14 protein-coding genes are annotated in these 19,129 nt (G+C 66.1%); 5 read left to right on the top strand and 9 right to left on the bottom strand.

Annotation, left to right across the window (positions count from 1 at the left end; all coding sequences use genetic code 11):
- Positions 1 to 34: 34 nt before the first annotated feature.
- Positions 35 to 877: an HpcH/HpaI aldolase/citrate lyase family protein gene (locus ACQR50_RS15590; RefSeq protein WP_428969005.1), complete on the bottom strand. Its 843-nt coding sequence runs from the start codon at positions 875 to 877 to the stop codon at positions 35 to 37.
- 75 nt (positions 878 to 952) lie between these two features.
- On the opposite strand from ACQR50_RS15590, the gene ACQR50_RS15585 reads away from it, so the two are divergent.
- From ACQR50_RS15585 to cyoD, 5 genes are read left to right on the top strand one after another with little or no spacing between them, the layout of a single operon-like run.
- On the top strand, positions 953 to 1,396 hold the full coding sequence (locus tag ACQR50_RS15585; RefSeq protein WP_428969004.1) for a hypothetical protein: 444 nt from the start codon (positions 953 to 955) through the stop codon (positions 1,394 to 1,396).
- 50 nt (positions 1,397 to 1,446) lie between these two features.
- Positions 1,447 to 2,334 carry a ubiquinol oxidase subunit II gene (cyoA, locus tag ACQR50_RS15580; protein ID WP_428969003.1) on the top strand — a complete coding sequence of 296 codons (888 nt, stop codon included), beginning with the start codon at positions 1,447 to 1,449 and terminating at the stop codon, positions 2,332 to 2,334.
- Positions 2,331 to 4,343 carry a cytochrome o ubiquinol oxidase subunit I gene (gene cyoB / locus ACQR50_RS15575; protein WP_428969002.1) on the top strand — a complete coding sequence of 671 codons (2,013 nt, stop codon included), beginning with the start codon at positions 2,331 to 2,333 and terminating at the stop codon, positions 4,341 to 4,343. The genes cyoA and cyoB overlap by 4 nt, the downstream gene beginning before the upstream one ends.
- A complete protein-coding gene (locus ACQR50_RS15570; protein WP_056436499.1) occupies positions 4,340 to 4,975 on the top strand; it encodes a cytochrome (ubi)quinol oxidase subunit III in 636 nt (211 codons plus the stop codon). Before cyoB ends, ACQR50_RS15570 begins: the two co-directional genes overlap by 4 nt.
- Positions 4,972 to 5,355, top strand: a complete 384-nt coding sequence (gene cyoD, locus ACQR50_RS15565; protein ID WP_428969001.1) for a cytochrome o ubiquinol oxidase subunit IV — start codon at positions 4,972 to 4,974, stop codon at positions 5,353 to 5,355. The genes ACQR50_RS15570 and cyoD overlap by 4 nt, the downstream gene beginning before the upstream one ends.
- Positions 5,356 to 5,488: 133 nt before the next feature.
- Here the strand turns inward: cyoD and glgX are convergent, their stop codons facing one another.
- From glgX to ubiA, 8 genes are all read right to left on the bottom strand, one after another.
- Positions 5,489 to 7,288 (bottom strand): glycogen debranching protein GlgX, encoded by a 1,800-nt coding sequence (gene glgX, locus ACQR50_RS15560; protein ID WP_428969000.1) that lies wholly within the window; start codon positions 7,286 to 7,288, stop codon positions 5,489 to 5,491.
- 149 nt (positions 7,289 to 7,437) lie between these two features.
- Positions 7,438 to 9,063, bottom strand: a complete 1,626-nt coding sequence (locus ACQR50_RS15555; protein WP_428968999.1) for an alpha-D-glucose phosphate-specific phosphoglucomutase — start codon at positions 9,061 to 9,063, stop codon at positions 7,438 to 7,440.
- Positions 9,060 to 10,514 carry a glycogen synthase GlgA gene (glgA, locus tag ACQR50_RS15550; protein ID WP_428968998.1) on the bottom strand — a complete coding sequence of 485 codons (1,455 nt, stop codon included), beginning with the start codon at positions 10,512 to 10,514 and terminating at the stop codon, positions 9,060 to 9,062. Before glgA ends, ACQR50_RS15555 begins: the two co-directional genes overlap by 4 nt.
- Positions 10,515 to 10,522: 8 nt before the next feature.
- Positions 10,523 to 11,785, bottom strand: a complete 1,263-nt coding sequence (glgC, locus tag ACQR50_RS15545) for a glucose-1-phosphate adenylyltransferase (RefSeq protein WP_184105055.1) — start codon at positions 11,783 to 11,785, stop codon at positions 10,523 to 10,525.
- Between the two features lie 79 nt (positions 11,786 to 11,864).
- The gene (gene glgB, locus ACQR50_RS15540; RefSeq protein WP_428968997.1) at positions 11,865 to 14,018 is read right to left on the bottom strand and encodes a 1,4-alpha-glucan branching protein GlgB; all 2,154 of its coding nucleotides are present in this window, start codon (positions 14,016 to 14,018) and stop codon (positions 11,865 to 11,867) included.
- Complete coding sequence (locus ACQR50_RS15535) at positions 14,015 to 16,447, bottom strand: glycogen/starch/alpha-glucan phosphorylase (RefSeq protein WP_428968996.1); 2,433 nt, start codon at positions 16,445 to 16,447, stop codon at positions 14,015 to 14,017. The genes glgB and ACQR50_RS15535 overlap by 4 nt, the downstream gene beginning before the upstream one ends.
- Before the next feature lie 93 nt (positions 16,448 to 16,540).
- Entirely contained in the window at positions 16,541 to 17,851 is a 1,311-nt protein-coding gene (locus ACQR50_RS15530; protein ID WP_428968995.1) for an Nramp family divalent metal transporter, read from the bottom strand.
- 345 nt (positions 17,852 to 18,196) lie between these two features.
- Positions 18,197 to 19,105: a 4-hydroxybenzoate octaprenyltransferase gene (gene ubiA, locus ACQR50_RS15525; RefSeq protein ID WP_428970721.1), complete on the bottom strand. Its 909-nt coding sequence runs from the start codon at positions 19,103 to 19,105 to the stop codon at positions 18,197 to 18,199.
- Positions 19,106 to 19,129: the final 24 nt, after the last annotated feature.

The raw sequence follows: 19,129 nt of genomic DNA, 5'->3' as shown, positions 1-19,129 counted from the left end.
GCCCGCGATAGCGGGTGGGAAGGGTGAGGGCAGATTATTCGGCCGATCGCTGGACCAGCGCCAAAATCCGCTCCGCCTCCGTCAGATGCAGGCGCTCGACCATCTGGCCATCCAGCCGGATCGCGCCCAGCGCCGCTTGCTCCGGATCGGCGAAGGCCTCCACCACCCTCCGTGCCCAGGCGATCTCGGCCGCGTCCGGACCGAATCCCGTATTCGCCGCAGCGATCTGGTTGGGATGGATCAGCGTCTTGCCGTCGAAGCCCAGACGCCGCCCCTCGGCGCATTCCGCCGCCAGCCGATCGGGTGCGTCGAGGGCGTTGCATACGCCGTCCAGCGCGATCAGCCCGGCGCTCCGGGCGGCGACGACGATTTGGACGCGCAAGGGCAGCAACGCCTCGGGCGCGGGCGGAGAGGGCAGGCGCATCTCCTTCGCCAGATCGTTCGTCCCCGCGATCAGCGCGGTCAGCCCCAACTCCCTCGCGGCCTGTGCGATCGCACCCAGCGACAGGATTCCGCGACACGTCTCGATCATCGCCCAGAGCGGCACGTCCGGCCCCAGCGCCGCCCGTGCGGCGGCCAGCGTCGCGACATCGTCGACCTTGGGGATCAGCACCGCCGCCGGATGCGTTTCCGCCAGCGCGGCGAGATCGTCGGCCGCATGGGGACTGTCGAACCCGTTCGTCCGCACGACCAACACCCGCTCGCCAAAGCCCCCCTCGCGCACCGCCGTCACCGCCGCGCCGCGCGCCACGGCCTTGGCGTCGGGCGCGACCGCGTCCTCCAGGTCGAGGATCACCGCATCGCTGTCGAGCCTACGCGCCTTGGCGATGGCGCGGGGGTTGGAGGCGGGGAGGAACAGGGCGCTGCGCAGGGTCATCCCAGGAGCATAGCGGCGTCACGCCTCTGGTAAAATGGCGGGGTCGCGCCATAATCGAACTCTAAGGGGGATGATATGACCGCGACGCTGTTGCTGCTGGGGCTGACGATCACGCTTCACGTCTGGCCGAATCTGCCCATCAGCCGCTGGCTGGCGGCCATGCTGGTCGAGGCCCCCGCGCGGCTGCTCGGCCGGGTCCGGCCGGGGCATTGGGCGATGATGGCGCTGGGGATCGCGCTGCTGGGCCTCGCCATCTGGTTCGAGATCGACGAGATTCGCATGCTGGCCGCCGCGGCCGCGCCGATGGGCGATCTGGTCATGCTCGCCTCGGCGATCGAATGGGGCGGGGTGGCCGAATTGGTCATGGCGGCGGTGCTGTCCTCCTCGATGCTGGCGCGCTGGCCTGTTTTCGGCCGCTGGGCCGGACGGATGTCCGCGAGCCGGACCGTTCGCCCGCGCCGGGTGGAGCGACCCGCCAATGACAGCGACGACAGCGAGGGGCGAAGACTCGCCGCCTGATCCCTTTGCGGGGGCGGAACGAAAGCAGCAGGCCGCCGTTCACCCGGTGAATGTTCCGCGATCCGCGCCTCGCCAAAATTCCTGCGCGTTTTGCGTGCCTTGGGCTGTGCGTCGTCCTTTCCGCCTGCGAGCCGGGCATCCTGAACCCCGCCGGGCCGATCGCGGCGGGCGAGCGCAGCATCTTTTTCAATTCGCTGGCGGTGATGCTGGCCATCGTGGTGCCGGTCATCATCCTGGCCTTCGCCTTTGGCTGGTGGTTCCGGGCGGGTAATACCCGTGCCAAACATCTGCCCGAATGGGCCTATTCGGGGCGACTGGAGCTGCTGGTCTGGTCGATCCCCGCGCTGGCGATCATGTTCCTGGGCGGCATCGCCTGGATCGGCAGCCACGATCTCGACCCGCCCAAGCCCATCGCGTCCAAGGCGAGGACGATGACCGTCGAGGTCGTCGCGACCGACTGGAAATGGCTGTTCCTCTATCCCGAACAGGGGATCGCGACGATCAACCGGCTGGTCGTGCCGGTCGGCACGCCGGTGAAGTTCCGCATCACCTCGGCAGGCGTGATGAACAGCTTCTTCGTGCCGCAGCTGGGCAGCCAGATCTACGCCATGTCGGGCATGGACTCGACGCTTCACCTGCGCGCGGACAAGGCCGGGCGCTATCGCGGGCTGTCGGCGCATTATAGCGGAGAGGGCTTTGCCGATATGGACTTCTTCGTCGACGCGGTGCCGCGAGCCGCCTTCGATCGCTTCGTCGCGACCGCGCAGGGAGGACAGGGCAAGACGCTCGACTGGAACGAGTTCGTCGCGATGGCGCATCCCAGCCGCAATGTCCGCCCCGCCAGCTATCCCCGGCTCCAGCCCGGCCTCTACGACCAGATCGTCATGAGGAACGGCGCACCCGAGGGTGAGAAGGCCAAGGACGGGCGCGAGCAATGAGTTTCACGGGCAAGCTCGGCTGGGACTCGATCCCGTTCCACGAACCGCTGCCCCTGGTGTCGGCGGGCGTCATCGGTCTGGTCCTGCTCGGCGTCTTCATCTGGGTGTGGCGGCGCGGGCATCTGCCCTATATCTGGAGCGAATGGATCACGAGCGTCGACCATAAGCGGATCGGCGTCATGTACTGTCTGCTCGCGGGCATCATGCTGCTGCGCGGCTTTTCGGACGCGCTGCTGATGCGGTCGCAACAGGCGATCGCGTACGGCAATGAAGGCTATCTGCCGCCCGACCATTATGACCAGATTTTCTCGGCGCATGGCACGATCATGATCTTTTTCGTGGCGATGCCGTTCATGATCGGGCTGATGAACTTCGTCGTGCCGTTGCAACTCGGCGTGCGCGACGTGGCGTTTCCGACGCTCAACTCGGTCAGCTTCTGGCTGACCGCCAGCGGCGCGCTGCTCATCAATATGAGCCTGGTCATCGGCGAGTTCGCCAAGACCGGCTGGCTGGTCTATCCGCCGCTGTCGGAGTTGCGCTTCTCCCCCGGCGTCGGCGTCGATTATTATCTCTGGGCGCTCCAGATATCGGGGATGGGGACGCTGCTGTCGGGCGTGAACCTCGTCACCACCATCCTGAAGATGCGCGCACCCGGCATGGGTTACAGCCGGATGCCGATGTTCACCTGGACGTCGCTGGCTTCCAACCTGCTGATCGTCGCGGCCTTTCCGGTGCTGACCGCCGTGCTCGGCATGCTGATCCTCGACCGTTATCTCGGCTTCCACTTCTTCACGCCCGAAGCGGGCGGCAACCAGATGATGTTCGTCAACCTCATCTGGGCCTGGGGGCACCCGGAAGTCTACATCCTCATCCTGCCCGCCTTCGGCGTGTTTTCCGAGATCATCTCGACCTTCTCGTCCAAGCCTTTGTTCGGATACCGCTCGATGGTGATCGCGACCATGGTGATCTGCATCCTGTCCTTCATGGTCTGGCTGCACCATTTCTTCACCATGGGGGCGGGGGCCGATGTGAACGGTTTCTTCGGCATCACGACGATGATCATCGCGGTGCCGACCGGGGTGAAGGTCTTCAACTGGCTGTTCACCATGTATGGCGGGCGCATCCGCTATACGTCGATGATGCTGTGGTCGATCGGGTTCATCGTGACCTTCGTGATCGGCGGCATGACCGGCGTGATGCTGGCGGTGCCCCCGGCCGATTTCGTGCTGCACAACTCGCTGTTCCTGGTCGCGCATTTCCACAACGTCATCATCGGCGGCGTGCTGTTCGGCGCCTTTGCGGGGTTCACTTTCTGGTTTCCCAAGATGTTCGGTTTCACGCTGGACGAGACCTGGGGCAAGCGCGCCTTCTGGCTGTGGATCAGCGGCTTCTACGTCGCCTTCATGCCGCTCTATGTGCTGGGCCTGATGGGCATGACGCGGCGGATGCAGCATTATGACGTGCCGGGATGGCATCCCTGGCTGCTGGTCGCGGGCGTCGGCGCGCTGCTGATCGCCGCCGGCATCGCGTGCCAAGTCATGATGCTCTACGTCTCGATCAAGACGCGGGCCGACCGGATCGACGAGAGCGGCGACCCGTGGGACGGGCGCACGCTGGAATGGATCACCACCTCGCCGCCGCCCGCCTTCAACTTTGCGGTGCTGCCCGATGTGAAGGGCGAGGAAGCCTATTGGGGTATCAAGGCCAAGGCGCGCGAGAACCGCGCCTTGTCCGATCGCCCCGATTACGAGCCGATCGAGATGCCGCGCAATTCGCCGACCGGGATCGTCGCGGCCTTCTTTGCCACGGCCATGGGCTTTGCGCTGATCTGGCATATCTGGTGGCTGGTCGTTCTGGGCTTCTTCGGCGCGTGGGGGACGTTCATCGTCTTCGCATGGCGGGACAAGGCCGAGTATGAAATCCCGGTCGAGGAGGTCGAACGGCTGGACCAGGCCCGCCGCCGCAGCAAGGCGACGCTGCTCGACCTGCCGGAAGAGGCGCTGTCATGAGCGGGGCGGCGCAGACGCATGATCCCAACAAGCTGGGCCGTTCGGCCGAGCCGAACCCGGACGGTCCCGCGCCAAAGCGGGTGGTGGTGTCCTATGGCTTCTGGATCTTCCTGCTGTCGGACTTCATCCTGTTCGCCTGCTTCTTCGCCGGATATGCGGTGCTGAAGGATGCGACGGCGGGCGGTCCCTCGGGCAAGGACCTGTTCGAGCTGAAGCTGGTCGAGACGGAGACGGTGCTGCTGCTCCTGTCCAGCTTCGCCTGCGGGCTGGCGGGGATTGCCACGCTGGCGCGCGACATGCGCTGGTTCCAGATCGCAATGGCGGCGACCGGGCTGCTCGGTGCGGGTTTCCTGGCGCTGGAGACCTATGAGTTCCTCCATCTGATCGGCGAGGGGGCGGGGCCGGGGCGCAGTGCGTTCCTGTCGGCCTTTTTCGCGCTGGTCGGGTGCCATGGGCTGCACGTCCTGCTGGGGATGCTCTGGCTGACGACGATGATGGCGCAGGCCTGGGCCAAGGGGTTTCGTGAGGATATCCTGCGCCGCATCCTGTGCTTCAGCCTGTTCTGGCACGCGCTCGACATCATCTGGGTGGCGCTGTTCACCATGGTTTACCTGATGGGAGTGCGCGGATGAGCGAGCGGCCCGACGAGGAAATGGCCCGCGACGAAACCGCGCCGGGGGTGGAGAGCGAGAAGGACTCGGTCGTCGGCGGCATCCGCAGCTATGCGATCGGGCTGGTCGCCGCCGCGATCCTGACGGCGGCGTCTTTCGCGTTGGTGCAGTTCGATATCGTCTGGGGCCCCGCCGTCCCCGCCGCGCTGGTCGCGCTGGCGATCGGGCAGATGGGGGTGCATCTGGTGTTCTTCCTCCACATCACGACCGGGCCGGACAACAGCAACAACGTGCTGGCGCTGCTGTTCGGGGTGCTGATCGTGGCACTAGTGCTGCTGGGCTCGATCTGGATCATGGGGCATCTGAACCACAATCTGATGGGACCGATGGCGACGCCTTGAGCAAGGGTTAAGCCCCTCCCCTTCAGGGGAGGGGTTGGGGTGGGGACTATCCACTGGCCGTTCGCCTGTTGCGGGCGCCCCACCCCCGACCCCTCCCCTGAAGGGGAGGGGAGCAATGCGATACCATCGTGTCTTAGCTTTCCAGCACTCGCCCCCGGATAGCGGAGACGCCGTGCCTGCGATCGAAGCGCAGGACCAGCTTTTCGTCGCCGGTTGGCAGATGAAGCGCAAAGCCGTCACCGCTGTCCCAATCTTCGGCCGTCATCGGGCCACCGGACAGATTGCGCCACTCTGCCCCGGCCAGCCAGTCGGTCCAATCCAGAGGCATGTCCCGGCGAAAGGCGCCGAGCTGCGCCACGAAATCCTCCAGCGCCTCGTCACGATCCTCCCAGTCGAGCCAGGTCGTCTCGTTGTCCTGCGCATAGCCGTTATTGTTGCCCCTCTGGCTGCGACCGAACTCGTCGCCTGCGGTCAGCATCGGGGTGCCGCGCGACAGGAACAATGTGGCGAGCATCGCGCGGACCGAACGGGTGCGGGCGGCGCGAATGGCGGGATCGTCTGTCGGCCCTTCCTGCCCATGGTTCCACGACACCTCGTCGCCATGCCCGTCGCGATTGTCCTCGCCATTGGCGTGGTTGTGGCGCTGGGCATAGGCGGCCAGATCGGCGAGGGTGAAGCCGTCATGCGCCGCGACGAAATTGACCGAGCGGCTGGCGGCGCTGGCGAACACATCCGCCGAGCCGGCGATTCGTGTCGCCAGATCGCCCGCCCGCCCGTCGCCGCGCCAGAAGCGGCGGACCTGATCGCGATATTTGTCGTTCCACTCCAGCCAGCGATCCGGGAAGTTGCCGAGCTGATAGCCGCCGGGGCCGAGATCCCAGGGTTCGGCGATCATGATGCGGGTCGACAGGATCGGATCGACGGCGATCTCGGCAAAGATCGGCGCGCGGGCGTCGAAGCCTGGTCCGCGCGCCAGCACAGGCGCCAGGTCGAAGCGGAAGCCGTCCACGCCCGCTCGCGCGAAATGGCGCAGGCTGTCGAGGATCATCGCGCGGACGCCGGGGTGGCTGGCGTCTAGCGTGTTGCCGGTGCCCGCATCGTTGATGAGCGTGCCGTCCGTCGTCCGCGCATAGGCATCCGGGTCCAGCCCGCGAAAGGAGAGCGTGCCGCCCTGCACATCACTTTCGCCCATATGGTTGAACACGAGGTCGAGGATGACGCCGATCCCGGCCTGCCGCAGCCCCGCGACGGTCGAGACCAGTTCGGCGACGCCGCCCGGCACCCGCTCCGGGCATAGCGCCATCGGCACCACCGGGTTGTAACCCCAGGCATTGCGCAGGCCGAGCGGTGGCAGATGGCGCTCGTCGATGGCGGCAGTGATCGGCATGAGCTCGACCGCCGCGACGCCCAGCTTGCGCAGATGGTCCAGCACGGCGGGATGGGCGAGGGCCGCCAAGGTGCCGCGCTGTTTGGGCGGGATGGCGGGATGGCGCATGGTGAAACCACGCACATTGAGTTCGTAGATCAGACTGCCCGGCCGGAACAGCGGCGGAGCGGGGGTGTCGGTCAGCGGCGTGACGACACGGGCGCGCGGGACGATGTCGGCGGTGTCTTCGCCATGGGCCGCCAGACGTGGCGACTGGACAAAGGGGCGGTCGAGTTCGAGCGCGTAAGGATTGACCAGCAGCTTGGCCGGGTCGAACCACAGGTTGCGGGCCGGGTCGTATTCACCGTGGGCGCGGTAGCCATAGAGATGGTTCGTGCCCGGGGCGGTAGCGGCCCACACATCGCCGTCGCGGGTCATGGCGAGACGGCGTTCGTCTGCGCCGTCGAACAGGCATAGCTCCACCCGCTCGGCGGTCGAGCGCACGGCGAAGCGGGTGCCGCCGGGGACGGGGGTGGCGCCGAGGGGTAAGGCGAGCTGATTCGTCATGCCGACAGCATTGCAATTCCTCCCCTGGAAGGGGAGGTGGCATCGCGCTGGCGATGACGGAGGGGTGTCGCGCTATCGAGAGGGTGACACCCCTCCACCACGGCTTCGCCGCGGTCTCCCTCCCCTTGCAGGGGAGGAATGATGTAGGATCAGGTCACCACATCGGGTTCGGTGCGGCCGGTATGCTGGGTGATCCCTGCAATCTCGTCCGCCGCCGCGATGATGTCGGCGAGCATCTCCGGCGTCTCGCGGTCGAGCTGATCGGCCGAATAACGCTCCAGATAGACGCGCAGGGTCGCGCCGCTGGTGCCGGTGCCCGACAGACGGAACACGACGCGGCTGCCGCCCACGAACAACACGCGGATGCCCTGGTTGCGGCTGACCGACTGGTCGGTCGGGTCGGTATAGGCGAAGTCGTCCGCCGTCTCGACCGTCAGCCCCGCGAACGTCTCGCCCGGCAGGGTGGCCAGCCTGGCGCGCAGATCGGCCATCAGCGCATCGGCACGCTCGCTCTCGACGCCCTCATAGTCGTGGCGTGCATAATAGTTGCGGCCATAGGTCGCCCAGTGATCGCGGGCGATCTGGTCGACCGACTTGCCCGAGGCGGCAAGGATGTTGAGCCAGAGCAGCACCGCCCACAGCCCGTCCTTCTCGCGCACATGGTCCGAGCCGGTTCCTGCGCTCTCCTCGCCGCAGATCGTCGCCATGCCTGCGTCCAGCAGGTTACCGAAGAACTTCCAGCCGGTCGGCGTCTCGTACGCCGGGATGCCCAGCTTCTCGGCCACGCGGTCGGCGGCGGCGCTGGTCGGCATGGAGCGGGCGATGCCCTTCAGGCCACCAGCATAGGCGGGCGCCAGATGCGCGTTCGCCGCCAGCATCGCCAGGCTGTCCGACGGCGTGATGAAGCGCCCGCGCCCGATGATCAGGTTGCGGTCGCCGTCACCGTCCGAGGCCGCGCCGAAATCGGGCGCGTCCGGGGCCATCATCCGGTCGTAGAGGTCCTTGGCATGGACCAGATTGGGGTCGGGATGATGCCCGCCGAAATCGGGGAGCGGCGTGCCGTTCTTCACTGTGCCGGGCGCGAAGCCCAGCCGGTTCTCCAGAATCTCGGTCGCGTACGGCCCGGTCACCGCGCTCATCGCGTCGAACGACATGGTAAAGCCGCCCTCGACCGCCTTTCGGATCGCGGCGAAGTCGAACAGGCTTTCCATCAGCGCGGCATAGTCCGCGACCGAGTCGATCACCTCGACCGTCATGTCGCCGACCGTCACCTCGCCCGGCGTATCCAGGTCGATGTCATCGGCCTCGACGGTCAGCCAGCGGCTGATCGACTTGGTGTTGGCGTGGATCGCGTCCGTCACCTTTTCCGGCGCGGGGCCGCCGTTCGAGATGTTGTACTTGATGCCGAAGTCTTCGTCCGGCCCGCCCGGATTGTGGCTGGCCGACAGGACCAGACCGCCCAATGCCTTACGCTGGCGGATCACGTTGCTGGCCGCAGGCGTCGACAGGATGCCGCCCTGGCCGACCACGACGCGGGCAAAGCCGTTCGCCGCCGCCATGCGGATCGCGACCTGGATCACTTCGCGGTTCAGGAAACGACCGTCGCCGCCGATCACCAGCGTCTCGCCAGTCTTTTCGTCGCCCAGCGCGTCGAACGTCGACTGGATGAAATTCTCGGCATAGTTGCGCTGCTGAAAGACGCGAACCTTCTTGCGCAGGCCCGAGGTGCCCGGCTTCTGGTCGAGATAGGGCTCAGTCGCGACGGTCTTGATCATGGGTTCCCCAGCACGGATCGATAGAGTTCGGCATAGTGGCGGCCGCTATGGTGCCAGCTATAGTCGGCATTCATGCCATTGACCTGGATGGTCCGCCATTGGTCTTGGTCGGCATATAGTCTCATTGTGCGACGCAGCACGGCAACAATATTGTCGGCGGTGACCGTATCGAACTGAAGCCCGGTCGCCACGCCCATGGCCAGCGCGGCCTCATTGGCGTCGATGATCGTATCGGCCAGCCCGCCCGTGCGCGCGACCACGGGGACGCAGCCATAGGCGAGCGCATAGAGCTGGGTCAGCCCGCACGGCTCGAACCGCGAGGGGATGACGATCGCGTCGCATCCGCCCTGGAGCAGGTGCGAGACCGGCTCGTCATAGCCGACGCGCACCGCCATGCGGCCCGGATGGCGAAGGGCCGCCGTGGCGAAGGCGATCTCCAGCGCCGGGTCTCCGGTGCCGAGTACGACCAGCCGTCCGCCCAGCGCCACCAGATCGTCGATCACCTCAACCAGCACGTCCATGCCCTTTTGCCAGGTCAGGCGGCTGATGACGGTGAGGATCGGGCTGTCATCCTCGTCCAGCCCGAACGCCTGTTCGACCGCGCGCTTGTTGGCGATGCGATCGTCCAGCGTGTCGACGGTGAAGGGGGCGGGTAGGGCGGGGTCGGCCTTGGGACTCCAGATGGCGGGGTCGATGCCGTTGACGATGCCGCTGACGCATTCGGCGCGCGCGGCGATCAGGCCCTCCAGCCCCATGCCATACTGAACCCGGTGGATTTCCTCGGCATAGGTCGGGCTGACCGTGGTGATCGCATCCGCCGTCCGCAGGCCCGCCTTCAGATAGCCGATCTGGCCATAATATTCGACGCCGTCGACGCTCCACGCTTCGGGGGGCAGGCCCAGATCGGGGAAGTGGTGCGCCGCGAACGAGCCCTGAAAGGCGATATTGTGGATGGTGACGATGCTCTTGGCGACCTTGCCGGGGCCGGGCGCATAATGGAGAAAGGCGGGGGCGAGCGCCGCCTGCCAGTCATGCGCATGGAGCAGGTCGAAATCATAACCCGGCACCGCGCCCGAGGCGAGGTCGGCCCCGGCGCGCGCCAGCACCGCGAAGCGCCGCCAATTGTCGTGCCAGTCGTTTCCGCCGGTATCGACATAGGGAAGCCCCTCGCGCTCCCAAAGCTGCGGCGCCTCGATCACCAGCAGGCGGTGCGTGCCGATCATCGCCTCGCGCAAATATGCTTCGGTGCCGATGATGTGCGTCCAGTGATGGACGCGCGGGGCGTCCTCGCCGATCGCGCGCATCACCTTGGGGAAACCGGGGATCAGCGTGGTGACGGCGATGTCGTGCGGCGCCAGCGCCTCGGGCAGCGCGCCGACCACATCGGCGAGGCCGCCGGTCTTGATGAGCGGGAACGCCTCCGAGGCGACCGACAGGACGGAAAGGGTCATGGGGACTTTCAGTTGGCCAGACGGTCGATCATCGGCTGGGTGATCAGGCAGATGCCCTTGTCGGTGCGCCGGAACCGGTGCGCGTCGAGCACCGGGTCTTCCCCGACCACCAGGCCGTCGGGAATCCTAACGCCGCGATCGAGGATCACGCGCCGCAACTGGGCGCCCCGTCCGATCTGGCAGAAGGGCAGGACGACGGCCTCGTTGAGCGACGCATAGCTGTGCGTGCGAACCCCGGTCGACAGCAGCGAGCGGTTGATCGACGATCCCGACACGATGCAGTCGCCCGCGATCAGGCTGGCCACCGCCGATCCGCGCCGTCCCTCGACATCATGGACGAATTTGGCGGGCGGGGTGATCTCGGCATAGGTCCAGAGCGGCCAGCTGCGGTCGTACAGGTCGAGCTGCGGCACCACGTCGGTCAGGTCCAGGCTGGCCTCCCAATAAGCGTCGACGGTGCCGACGTCGCGCCAATAGGCGCCGGGTTCGTCCTCCGAGCGGACGCAGCTGGCCGAGAAGCGGTGCGCCTGGGCTTTGCCATGCTCGACCAGATAGGGGATGATATCCTTGCCGAAATCGCGGCTCGACCCCGGCGTCTCGGCATCGCGACGCAGCTGTTCGAACAGGAAGGCGGTGCGGAAGACATAGATGCCCAGCGACGCCAGCGACACGCCGGGATTGCCGGGGATGGAGGGCGGGTCGGCGGGCTTTTCGACGAAATCGACGATGCGGTCGGTCTCGTCGACATGCATCACGCCGAACGCGCTCGCTTCCTCGCGCGAGACCTCCAGACAGGCGACGGTGACGTCGGCGCCGCTGTCGCAATGCTGCTGGAGCATCAGCTCATAGTCCATCTTGTAGACATGGTCGCCCGCCAGGATGACCATGAATTCGGGCGCATAGCTTTCGATGATGTCGATATTCTGGAACACCGCGTCGGCGGTGCCCTCATACCATTGGAATTCGCTGATCCGCTGGCTGGCGGGCAGGATGTCGAAGCTCTCGTTGCGTTCGTCGCGCAGGAAGTTCCAGCCGCGCTGGAGGTGGCGGATCAGCGAGTGCGCCTTGTACTGGGTCGCCACGCCGATGCGGCGGATGCCGGAGTTGATCGCGTTGGACAAGGCGAAGTCGATGATCCGGGCCTTGCCGCCGAAATAGACGGCGGGCTTGGCACGGGTGTCGGTCAGTTCCATCAGGCGACTGCCACGACCGCCCGCCAGCACATAGGCCATGGCATCGCGCGCCAGCGGTTGTCCGCGCCTCAGGTCCATCGTCCGTCTCCCGTCCCTTGTGTTCATGTCGCAACGCGCAGGCAAGGCGTTGGTATTCTTGTAAAAGTCTCGATCCAGATCAGCCGTCGAAGCGCAGCATGACGGTGGCCAGCGGCGGCAACGTCACCCAGGCCGCACCGTCACTGGCGTCCACGCCGCCCATATTGCCCAGGCCCGAGCCCCAATATTGCGTCGCGTCGGAGTTCAGCACCTCGGTCCAGCGGCCGTCATGCGGCAGCGGCAGGCGATAGGGGGCGCGGGCGACCGGCGTCATGTTAGCGATGACCGCGACCGGCTTTTCCCCCGGCGCCTTGCGCAGCCAGGCGAAGACCGATTGCGCACTGTCGTCGGCGACCAGCCATTCAAAGCCTTCGCGCTCGCAGTCGCGGGCATGGAGCGCGGGCGTGTCGCGGTACAGGTGGTTCAGGTCGCGGACCAATGAGCGGACGCCTTCATGCGCATGGCTGCACCGCAGATGCCAGTCGAGCGGACGATCTTCCGACCATTCCTCGCGCTGGGCGAATTCCTGGCCCATGAACAACAGCTTCTTGCCCGGATAGGCCCACATGAAGGCGTAATAGGCGCGAAGATTGGCGAATTTCTGCCAGTCGTCGCCCGCCATCTTGGTCAGCAGGCTGCCCTTGCCATGGACCACTTCGTCATGGCTGAGCGGCAGGACGAAATTCTCGTCAAAGGCGTAATGCAGGCCGAACAGGATCTCGCCATGATGGTGCCGCCGATGCACGGGCTCGCGCGCCATATACTGGAGCGTGTCGTGCATGAAGCCCATGTTCCACTTGAAGCCGAAGCCCAGCCCGCCGTCATGCGCGGGCGCCGAGACGCCGGGCCAGGCGGTGGACTCTTCGGCTACGGTGAAGACGCCGGGATGCTGGCCGTAAACCTGCCGGTTGACCTGGCGGAGGAACTCGACCGCTTCCCAATTCTCGCGCCCGCCCTGCTCGTTGGGCACCCATTCGCCGTCCTTGCGGCTGTAATCGCGGTAGAGCATCGAGGCGACGGCATCCACGCGAAGCCCGTCGATATGATAACGCTCGGGCCAGAACAGCGCGTTGTTGACCAGGAAGCTCGAAACCTCGCGCCGCCCGAAATTATAGATGGCGGTGTTCCAGTCGGGGTGGAAACCCTGGCGCGGGTCCTCATGCTCGTAGAGCGCGGTGCCGTCGAAATGCGACAGGCCATGCGCGTCGGTGGGGAAGTGGGCGGGTACCCAGTCGAGGATCACGCCCACCCCGGCGCGGTGCGCGCCGTCGACGAAGCGCGAGAAGCCCTCGACATCGCCGAAGCGGGCCGACGGAGCATAGAGCCCGGTCGTCTGATAGCCCCAGCTGGGATCGTACGGATGCTCGGAGATGGGCAGGAATTCGATATGGGTGAACCCCATCTCGACCACATAGGGGATCAGCCGGTCGGCCAGCGCATCCCAGCTGAGATACCAGCCATTCTCGTCGCGGTCCCACGACCCGGCATGGACCTCATAGATGCTGATCGGCACGCGGCGCGGGTCGATCTTCGACCAATGCTCGCGGTGGGGGGCATCCTTCCAGACATGGGCTGGCGGAGCGGTCGTCACCGAGGCGGTCTTGGGTCGCAATTCGGCGGCGAAGGCGAAGGGGTCGGCCTTCATCGGCTGTTCCGCGCCATGCGGGCCGGTGATGGCGAACTTGTAGGCGCGGCCCTCGCCGATATCGGGGATGAAGATTTCCCATACGCCGACATCCAGGCGGCGGCGCATGACGTGGCGGCCGGGGTTCCAGTCGTTGAAGTCGCCGACCACCGCGACTCGCTCGGCATTGGGGGCCCAGACGGCGAAGTGCACGCCCGCCACGCCCTGATGCTCGATCAGGTGCGCGCCCATCTTGTCATAGAGCCGGAAGTGATTGCCTTCGCCCATCAGGAAGTCGTCGAGCGGGCCGAGCACGGGGCCGAAGCTGTACGGATCGGTGATCCACCATTCCGCGCCGTGGCCGCAGGCGCGGTACTTGACCGGCTGGGCGGGGCCTTCGACCGCTCCCTCGAACAGGCCGCGCGCATCGACGCTCTTCAGGTCGCCCAGCGCCGCGCCGGACAGGTCGAAGGCCGTGACCGCCTCCGCACCCGGCACCAGCGCCCGCAGGAACGTGCCGCCCGGTCCTTCATGGGGTCCCAGCAACGCGAAGGGATCGGCGTTGCGGCCCTCGATCAGGGCATCCAGAGCGGCACGGGGTGGCTTCACATCACGTTCCAGATTTCCTCGGCATATTGCCGGATGGTGCGATCGGAGGAGAACCATCCGACTTTCGCGACATTATGGATGGCCGAGGTCGCCCAGCCCGCCTGGTCCTGCCAGCGTGTGTCCACGCTGCGTTGCGCGGCGGCATAGGCATCGAAATCGGCGGCGACCATGAACCAGTCGCCATCGTACAGCCCGCCCATCAATCCGGCATAACGGCCGGGATCGTCGGGCGAGAACACGCCCGAGGCGATGGCGGAGACGGCCTGGCGTAGCTCCGGGCTGCCCTCGATCACTTCGCGCGGGTTGTAGCCGTCGCGGCGCTTGGCGGCGACCTCGTCGGCGGTCAGGCCGAAGATGACGATATGATCGTCGCCGACATGTTCCTTGATCTCGACATTGGCGCCGTCGAGCGTGCCGATGGTCAGCGCGCCGTTCAGCGCGAACTTCATGTTGCCGGTGCCCGACGCCTCCATGCCCGCGGTCGAAATCTGTTCGGACAGATCGGCGGCGGGAATGATCTTCTCGGCCAGGCTGACATTGTAGTTCGGGATGAACCCGACCTTCAGCAGGTGGCCGACGCTGGGGTCCGAATTGATCCGGCGGGCCACGTCATTGGCCAGTTTGATGACCAGCTTGGCATTGTGATAGCTGGAGGCCGCTTTTCCCGCGAACAGCTTGACGCGCGGCGTCCAGTCACGCTCGGGATGGCTGCGGATCTGGTCGTACAGCGCCACCGTCTCGATGATGTTGAGCAACTGGCGCTTATATTCGTGGATGCGTTTGATCTGGACGTCGAACAGCGCATCGGGGTCTACCCGAAGTCCTGTCGATTCCCGAAGATAATTCCCAAGCCCCACTTTGTTGGAACGTTTGATCGCCAGAAAGCGTTCCCTGAAATTCGCGTCCTGCGCAAATTCCGTGAGCGCTATCAATTTTTGTGCGTCATCCTCGAAACCCGGTCCGATCGCCTCGCGGATCAGCGCGGTCAGTTGCGGATTGCATTGCTGCAACCAGCGGCGCGGCGTGATGCCGTTGGTCTTGTTGTTGATCCGCGTCGGATAGAGGCGATGCAGGTCGGCGAAGACCGTCTTCTTCATCAGCTCGGTATGAAGCGCGGCGACGCCGTTGACGCTGTGGCTGCCCGCAAAGGCCAGGTTCGCCATGCGCACCCGGCGCTCGCCGCCCTCGTCGATCAGGCTGATCGCGGCGATGGCCCGGTCGTCCATGTCCTCGACGGCGCGGGCCTCGCGCAGCAGCTTGGCATTGATCGCATAGATCAGCTGCATGTGACGCGGCAGCAGCCGCTCGAACAGATGCAGCGGCCAGCTTTCCAGCGCCTCGGGCAACAGCGTGTGGTTGGTATAGCCGAAGGTGCGGCGGGTGATCTCCCACGCCTCCTCGAAACCCAGATCGTGATGATCGACCAGCAGACGCATCAGCTCGGCGACCGACACCGCCGGATGGGTATCGTTCAGCTGGATCGCCGCCTTGTCGGGCAGGGTGCGGATATCCTTGAAATACTGGATGTGCCGCCGGACGATGTCCTGGAGCGAGGCGGAGGAGAAGAAATATTCCTGCCGCAGCCGCAATTCCTGCCCGGCAGGCGAGCTGTCCGAGGGATAGAGGACGCGGACCAAAGTCTCCGCCGCCAGCTGCCCGGCCAGCGCGCCGGTATAATCGCCCGCATTGAAGCGATCGAGCCGGATGGGGTCGATCGCCTGCGCGGTCCACAGGCGCAGCGTGTTGACCCGCTTGCCGCGCCAGCCGACGACGGGCGTGTCGACCGCCACCGCCTCGACCGCCTCGGCGGGTTTCCAGTGGACGGCGCCGCTCTCGGTGCCGATCACCTCGCCGCCGAAGCCGACGAAATAGGCGCTCTCGCGACGCTCGAACTCCCAGGGGTTGCCATGGCTGAGCCAGGTTTCGGGCAGTTCGACCTGCCAGCCATCGTCGATGCGCTGGCGGAACATGCCGTTTACATAACGGATGCCATAGCCATAGGCGGGCAGGTCGAGGCTGGCGAGGCTTTCCATGAAGCACGCCGCCAGTCGGCCGAGGCCGCCATTGCCGAGCGCCGCGTCGGGTTCGATCTCCTCCAGCTCGGCGAGATCGACGCCCAGGGTCTGGAGGGCGCCCGCCACCTGCGCCATCACGCCCATATTGGACAGCGCGTCCCGCAGCAGCCGGCCGATCAGGAACTCCAGGCTGAGATAATAGACCCGCTTGGCCCCCGCCGCATGGGCTTCGCGGGTAGAGGCCATCCAGCGCTCGATGATGTCGTTACGGACGGTCAGGATGGTCGCGGCCAACCAGTCGTGCCGCCGCGCATTGGCGGCGTCCTTGCCGATCCGGTGCACCAGCGTGTCGACAATGGCGTCGGCCAGCGGCCCGGTGTCGTCGACATGCAAGGTGGTGATGGTGGTCGTCATTGATTCGGGCGTCCCTGTCGATCCAGTTGCACCCAGATTAGCCGCGTAAGGGGTGAAGTCACGCGGCATTCCTTCGCAACTGCGAAAACGAGATCAGCCCGTTGCCAGACCCCACAACAAGGTCAGGTTAAGGCCGATGATAATCGCCGCAATGATCCACGCTAAGATGCGCAGCCATACGGGACTGGCAAAGGGCCCCATCATCCCCTTGTTCGCGGTGAAGCGGACCAGCGGCACCACCGCGAAGGGCAGTTGCAGGCTGAGGATGACCTGGCTGAGGACCAGGAGCTTCGTCGCGCCCGCCTGACCGCTGGCCCCCACGACCAGCACGGCGGGCACGATCGCCAGCCCGCGCGTGATCAGCCGCCGCAGCCAGGGCGCGAGCCGCAGGTCGAGGAATCCCTCCATCACGATCTGCCCGGCCAGCGTCCCCGTGACGGTCGAGTTCTGGCCCGAGGCGAGCAGCGCCACGCCGAACACCACGCTCGCCGCGCCTGCGCCCAGCATCGGGGCGAGCAGCCGGTATGCCTGGTCGATCTCGGCGACATCGGTGCGGCCTGCGACATGGAAGGTGGCCGCCGCCACGATCAGGATCGCGGCGTTGATGAAGAAGGCGAAGAACAGGGCGACCGTACTGTCGATCGTCGCCATCTTGATCGCGTCGCGCTTGCCTTCCGTGGTCAGGCCGAAGGCGCGGGTCTGCACCACCGAGGAGTGCAGATACAGATTATGCGGCATCACCGTCGCGCCCAATATGCCGATCGCGATGTAGAGCATCGCCGGGTCGGTCACGATCCGCGTCGTCGGGATGAAACCCGCCATGACGGCGCCCGGATCGGGGCGCGAGGCGATCAGCTCATAGAGGAAACAGCCGCCGATGATGAGGAGCAGCGCGATGATGAACGCCTCGACCTTGCGGAAGCCGTAACGCTGGAGCGCCAGGATCAGGAGGACGTCCAGCCCGGTGATGAGCACGCCCCAGACCAGCGGCAGGTCGAACAGCAGTTGCAGCGCGATGGCGGTGCCCAGCACTTCGGCCAGGTCGCAGGCGATGATCGCGATCTCGCAGAGCAGCCAGAGGATGCGCGAGACCGGCTTGGAGTAAGCCGCCCGGCATGCCTGTGCCAGGTCCAGCCCGGCCGCGATGCCGAGGCGCGCCGACAAAGCCTGCAGGATCATCGCCATGATGTTGGACAGCAGGATGACCGACAGCAGCGCATAGCCATAGGCCGATCCGCCCGCGATGTCGGTCGCCCAGTTGCCGGGGTCCATATAGCCGACCGCGACCAGATAGCCGGGCCCGGCAAAGGCTAACAACCGCCGCAGGAAGGACGCGCCCTCCGGAATGACGATCGAACGATGGCTTTCGGCAAGCGAGCGGGTGGCGGGCGTGGCTACGGTCATCGACCTTCAGGTGTGACGGAGTTTCCGAGAACCGACAACCCGCCAAAGCGTTGCGCGATTCAACAATCCTCGTACCAAGAAGGATTTAGAGCGGATCGACATTCAGCCGTGCCCTTCTTCCCTCGCCCCTCGCAGAGGGGAGAGGGTTGCGCAGACTTGGTCTTTGCGAAAGCAAAGGCTTAGTCGGAGCTGGGTGAGGGGTGCCGCGCTCGCATCCGCGAGCGCGCGAGCCTTTGGCTCGCTCAACCCCTCACCCAAGCTGCGCTAGCCAGCACGCTGGCAAGCTCCGCTAACCCTCTCCCCTGTCCAGGGGAGAGGGAAGAGGGGGTTGAATGTCGATCGATTTTAGAGAGACGACCCCACCACCGTACAGGCCAGCGCCATCAGCAAACCGGCAAAGCGATTCGATCGGAACCGGTGCAGCGCCCCCGCGCCATCGTCAGGCTTCAACGTCGCCACCTGCCACCCCAGATGCAGCGCCACCGGCACCAGCGCCGCCAGCGCAATCGCGTCCGGTCGCACCAGCCAGATCGCCCCCGCCCAGCACAGCACCGCCGCCAGGTAGAACGCCCCGACCCCCGGCTTCACATGCGCCCCCATGCGCAGCGCAGACGAGCGCACCCCGATCAGCGCATCGTCCTCGCGGTCCTGCAGCGCATAGATGGTGTCATAGCCGATCACCCAGGCGATCGACCCCGCATAGAGCAGCCACAGTGGTGCCGAGAGCGAACCAGCCACCTCGGCCCAGCCGACCAGTGCGGCCCAGCTGAACACCATGCCCAGCCATGCCTGCGGCCACCAGGTGATCCGCTTCATGAAGGGATAGGCCGCGACCGGCGCCAGGCTGGCCACCGCGACGATCGCGGCGAGCGGACGCAACTGGACGAGGACGACGAGGCCGATCAGGCACAGCGCGACCAGCCAGACCGCCGCCAGCTTCACCGATACCAGTCCCGACGGGATCGGTCGCGCCCGTGTCCGCGCCACCTGGGCATCCAGATCGCGGTCGACGATGTCGTTGAACACGCATCCCGCACCGCGCATCGCGATGGAACCGAGCAGGAACCACAGGACCAGCGTCCAGCGGTCCGGCAGCCCGCCCGCCAGCGCGATCGCCCAGACGCCGGGCCAGAACAGCAGCCACCAGCCGATCGGTCGGTCGAACCGGGCCAGCAGCGCCAGCCCGCGCAGCCGGGGCGGCAGCCGCCCGACCAGTCCCTTATGCTCGCTATCGGGTACGATCTCGACGGTCATGGGCTCGATGGTCATGGCATGCGG

It is taken from the genome of Sphingomonas sp. Xoc002, assembly GCF_050408055.1.
In the GTDB taxonomy this organism is placed as follows: Bacteria; Pseudomonadota; Alphaproteobacteria; order Sphingomonadales; family Sphingomonadaceae; genus Sphingomonas; species Sphingomonas yabuuchiae.
The sequence above is the reverse complement of the archived record's forward strand: the minus strand, read 5'-3'. Positions and strand labels throughout refer to the sequence as shown.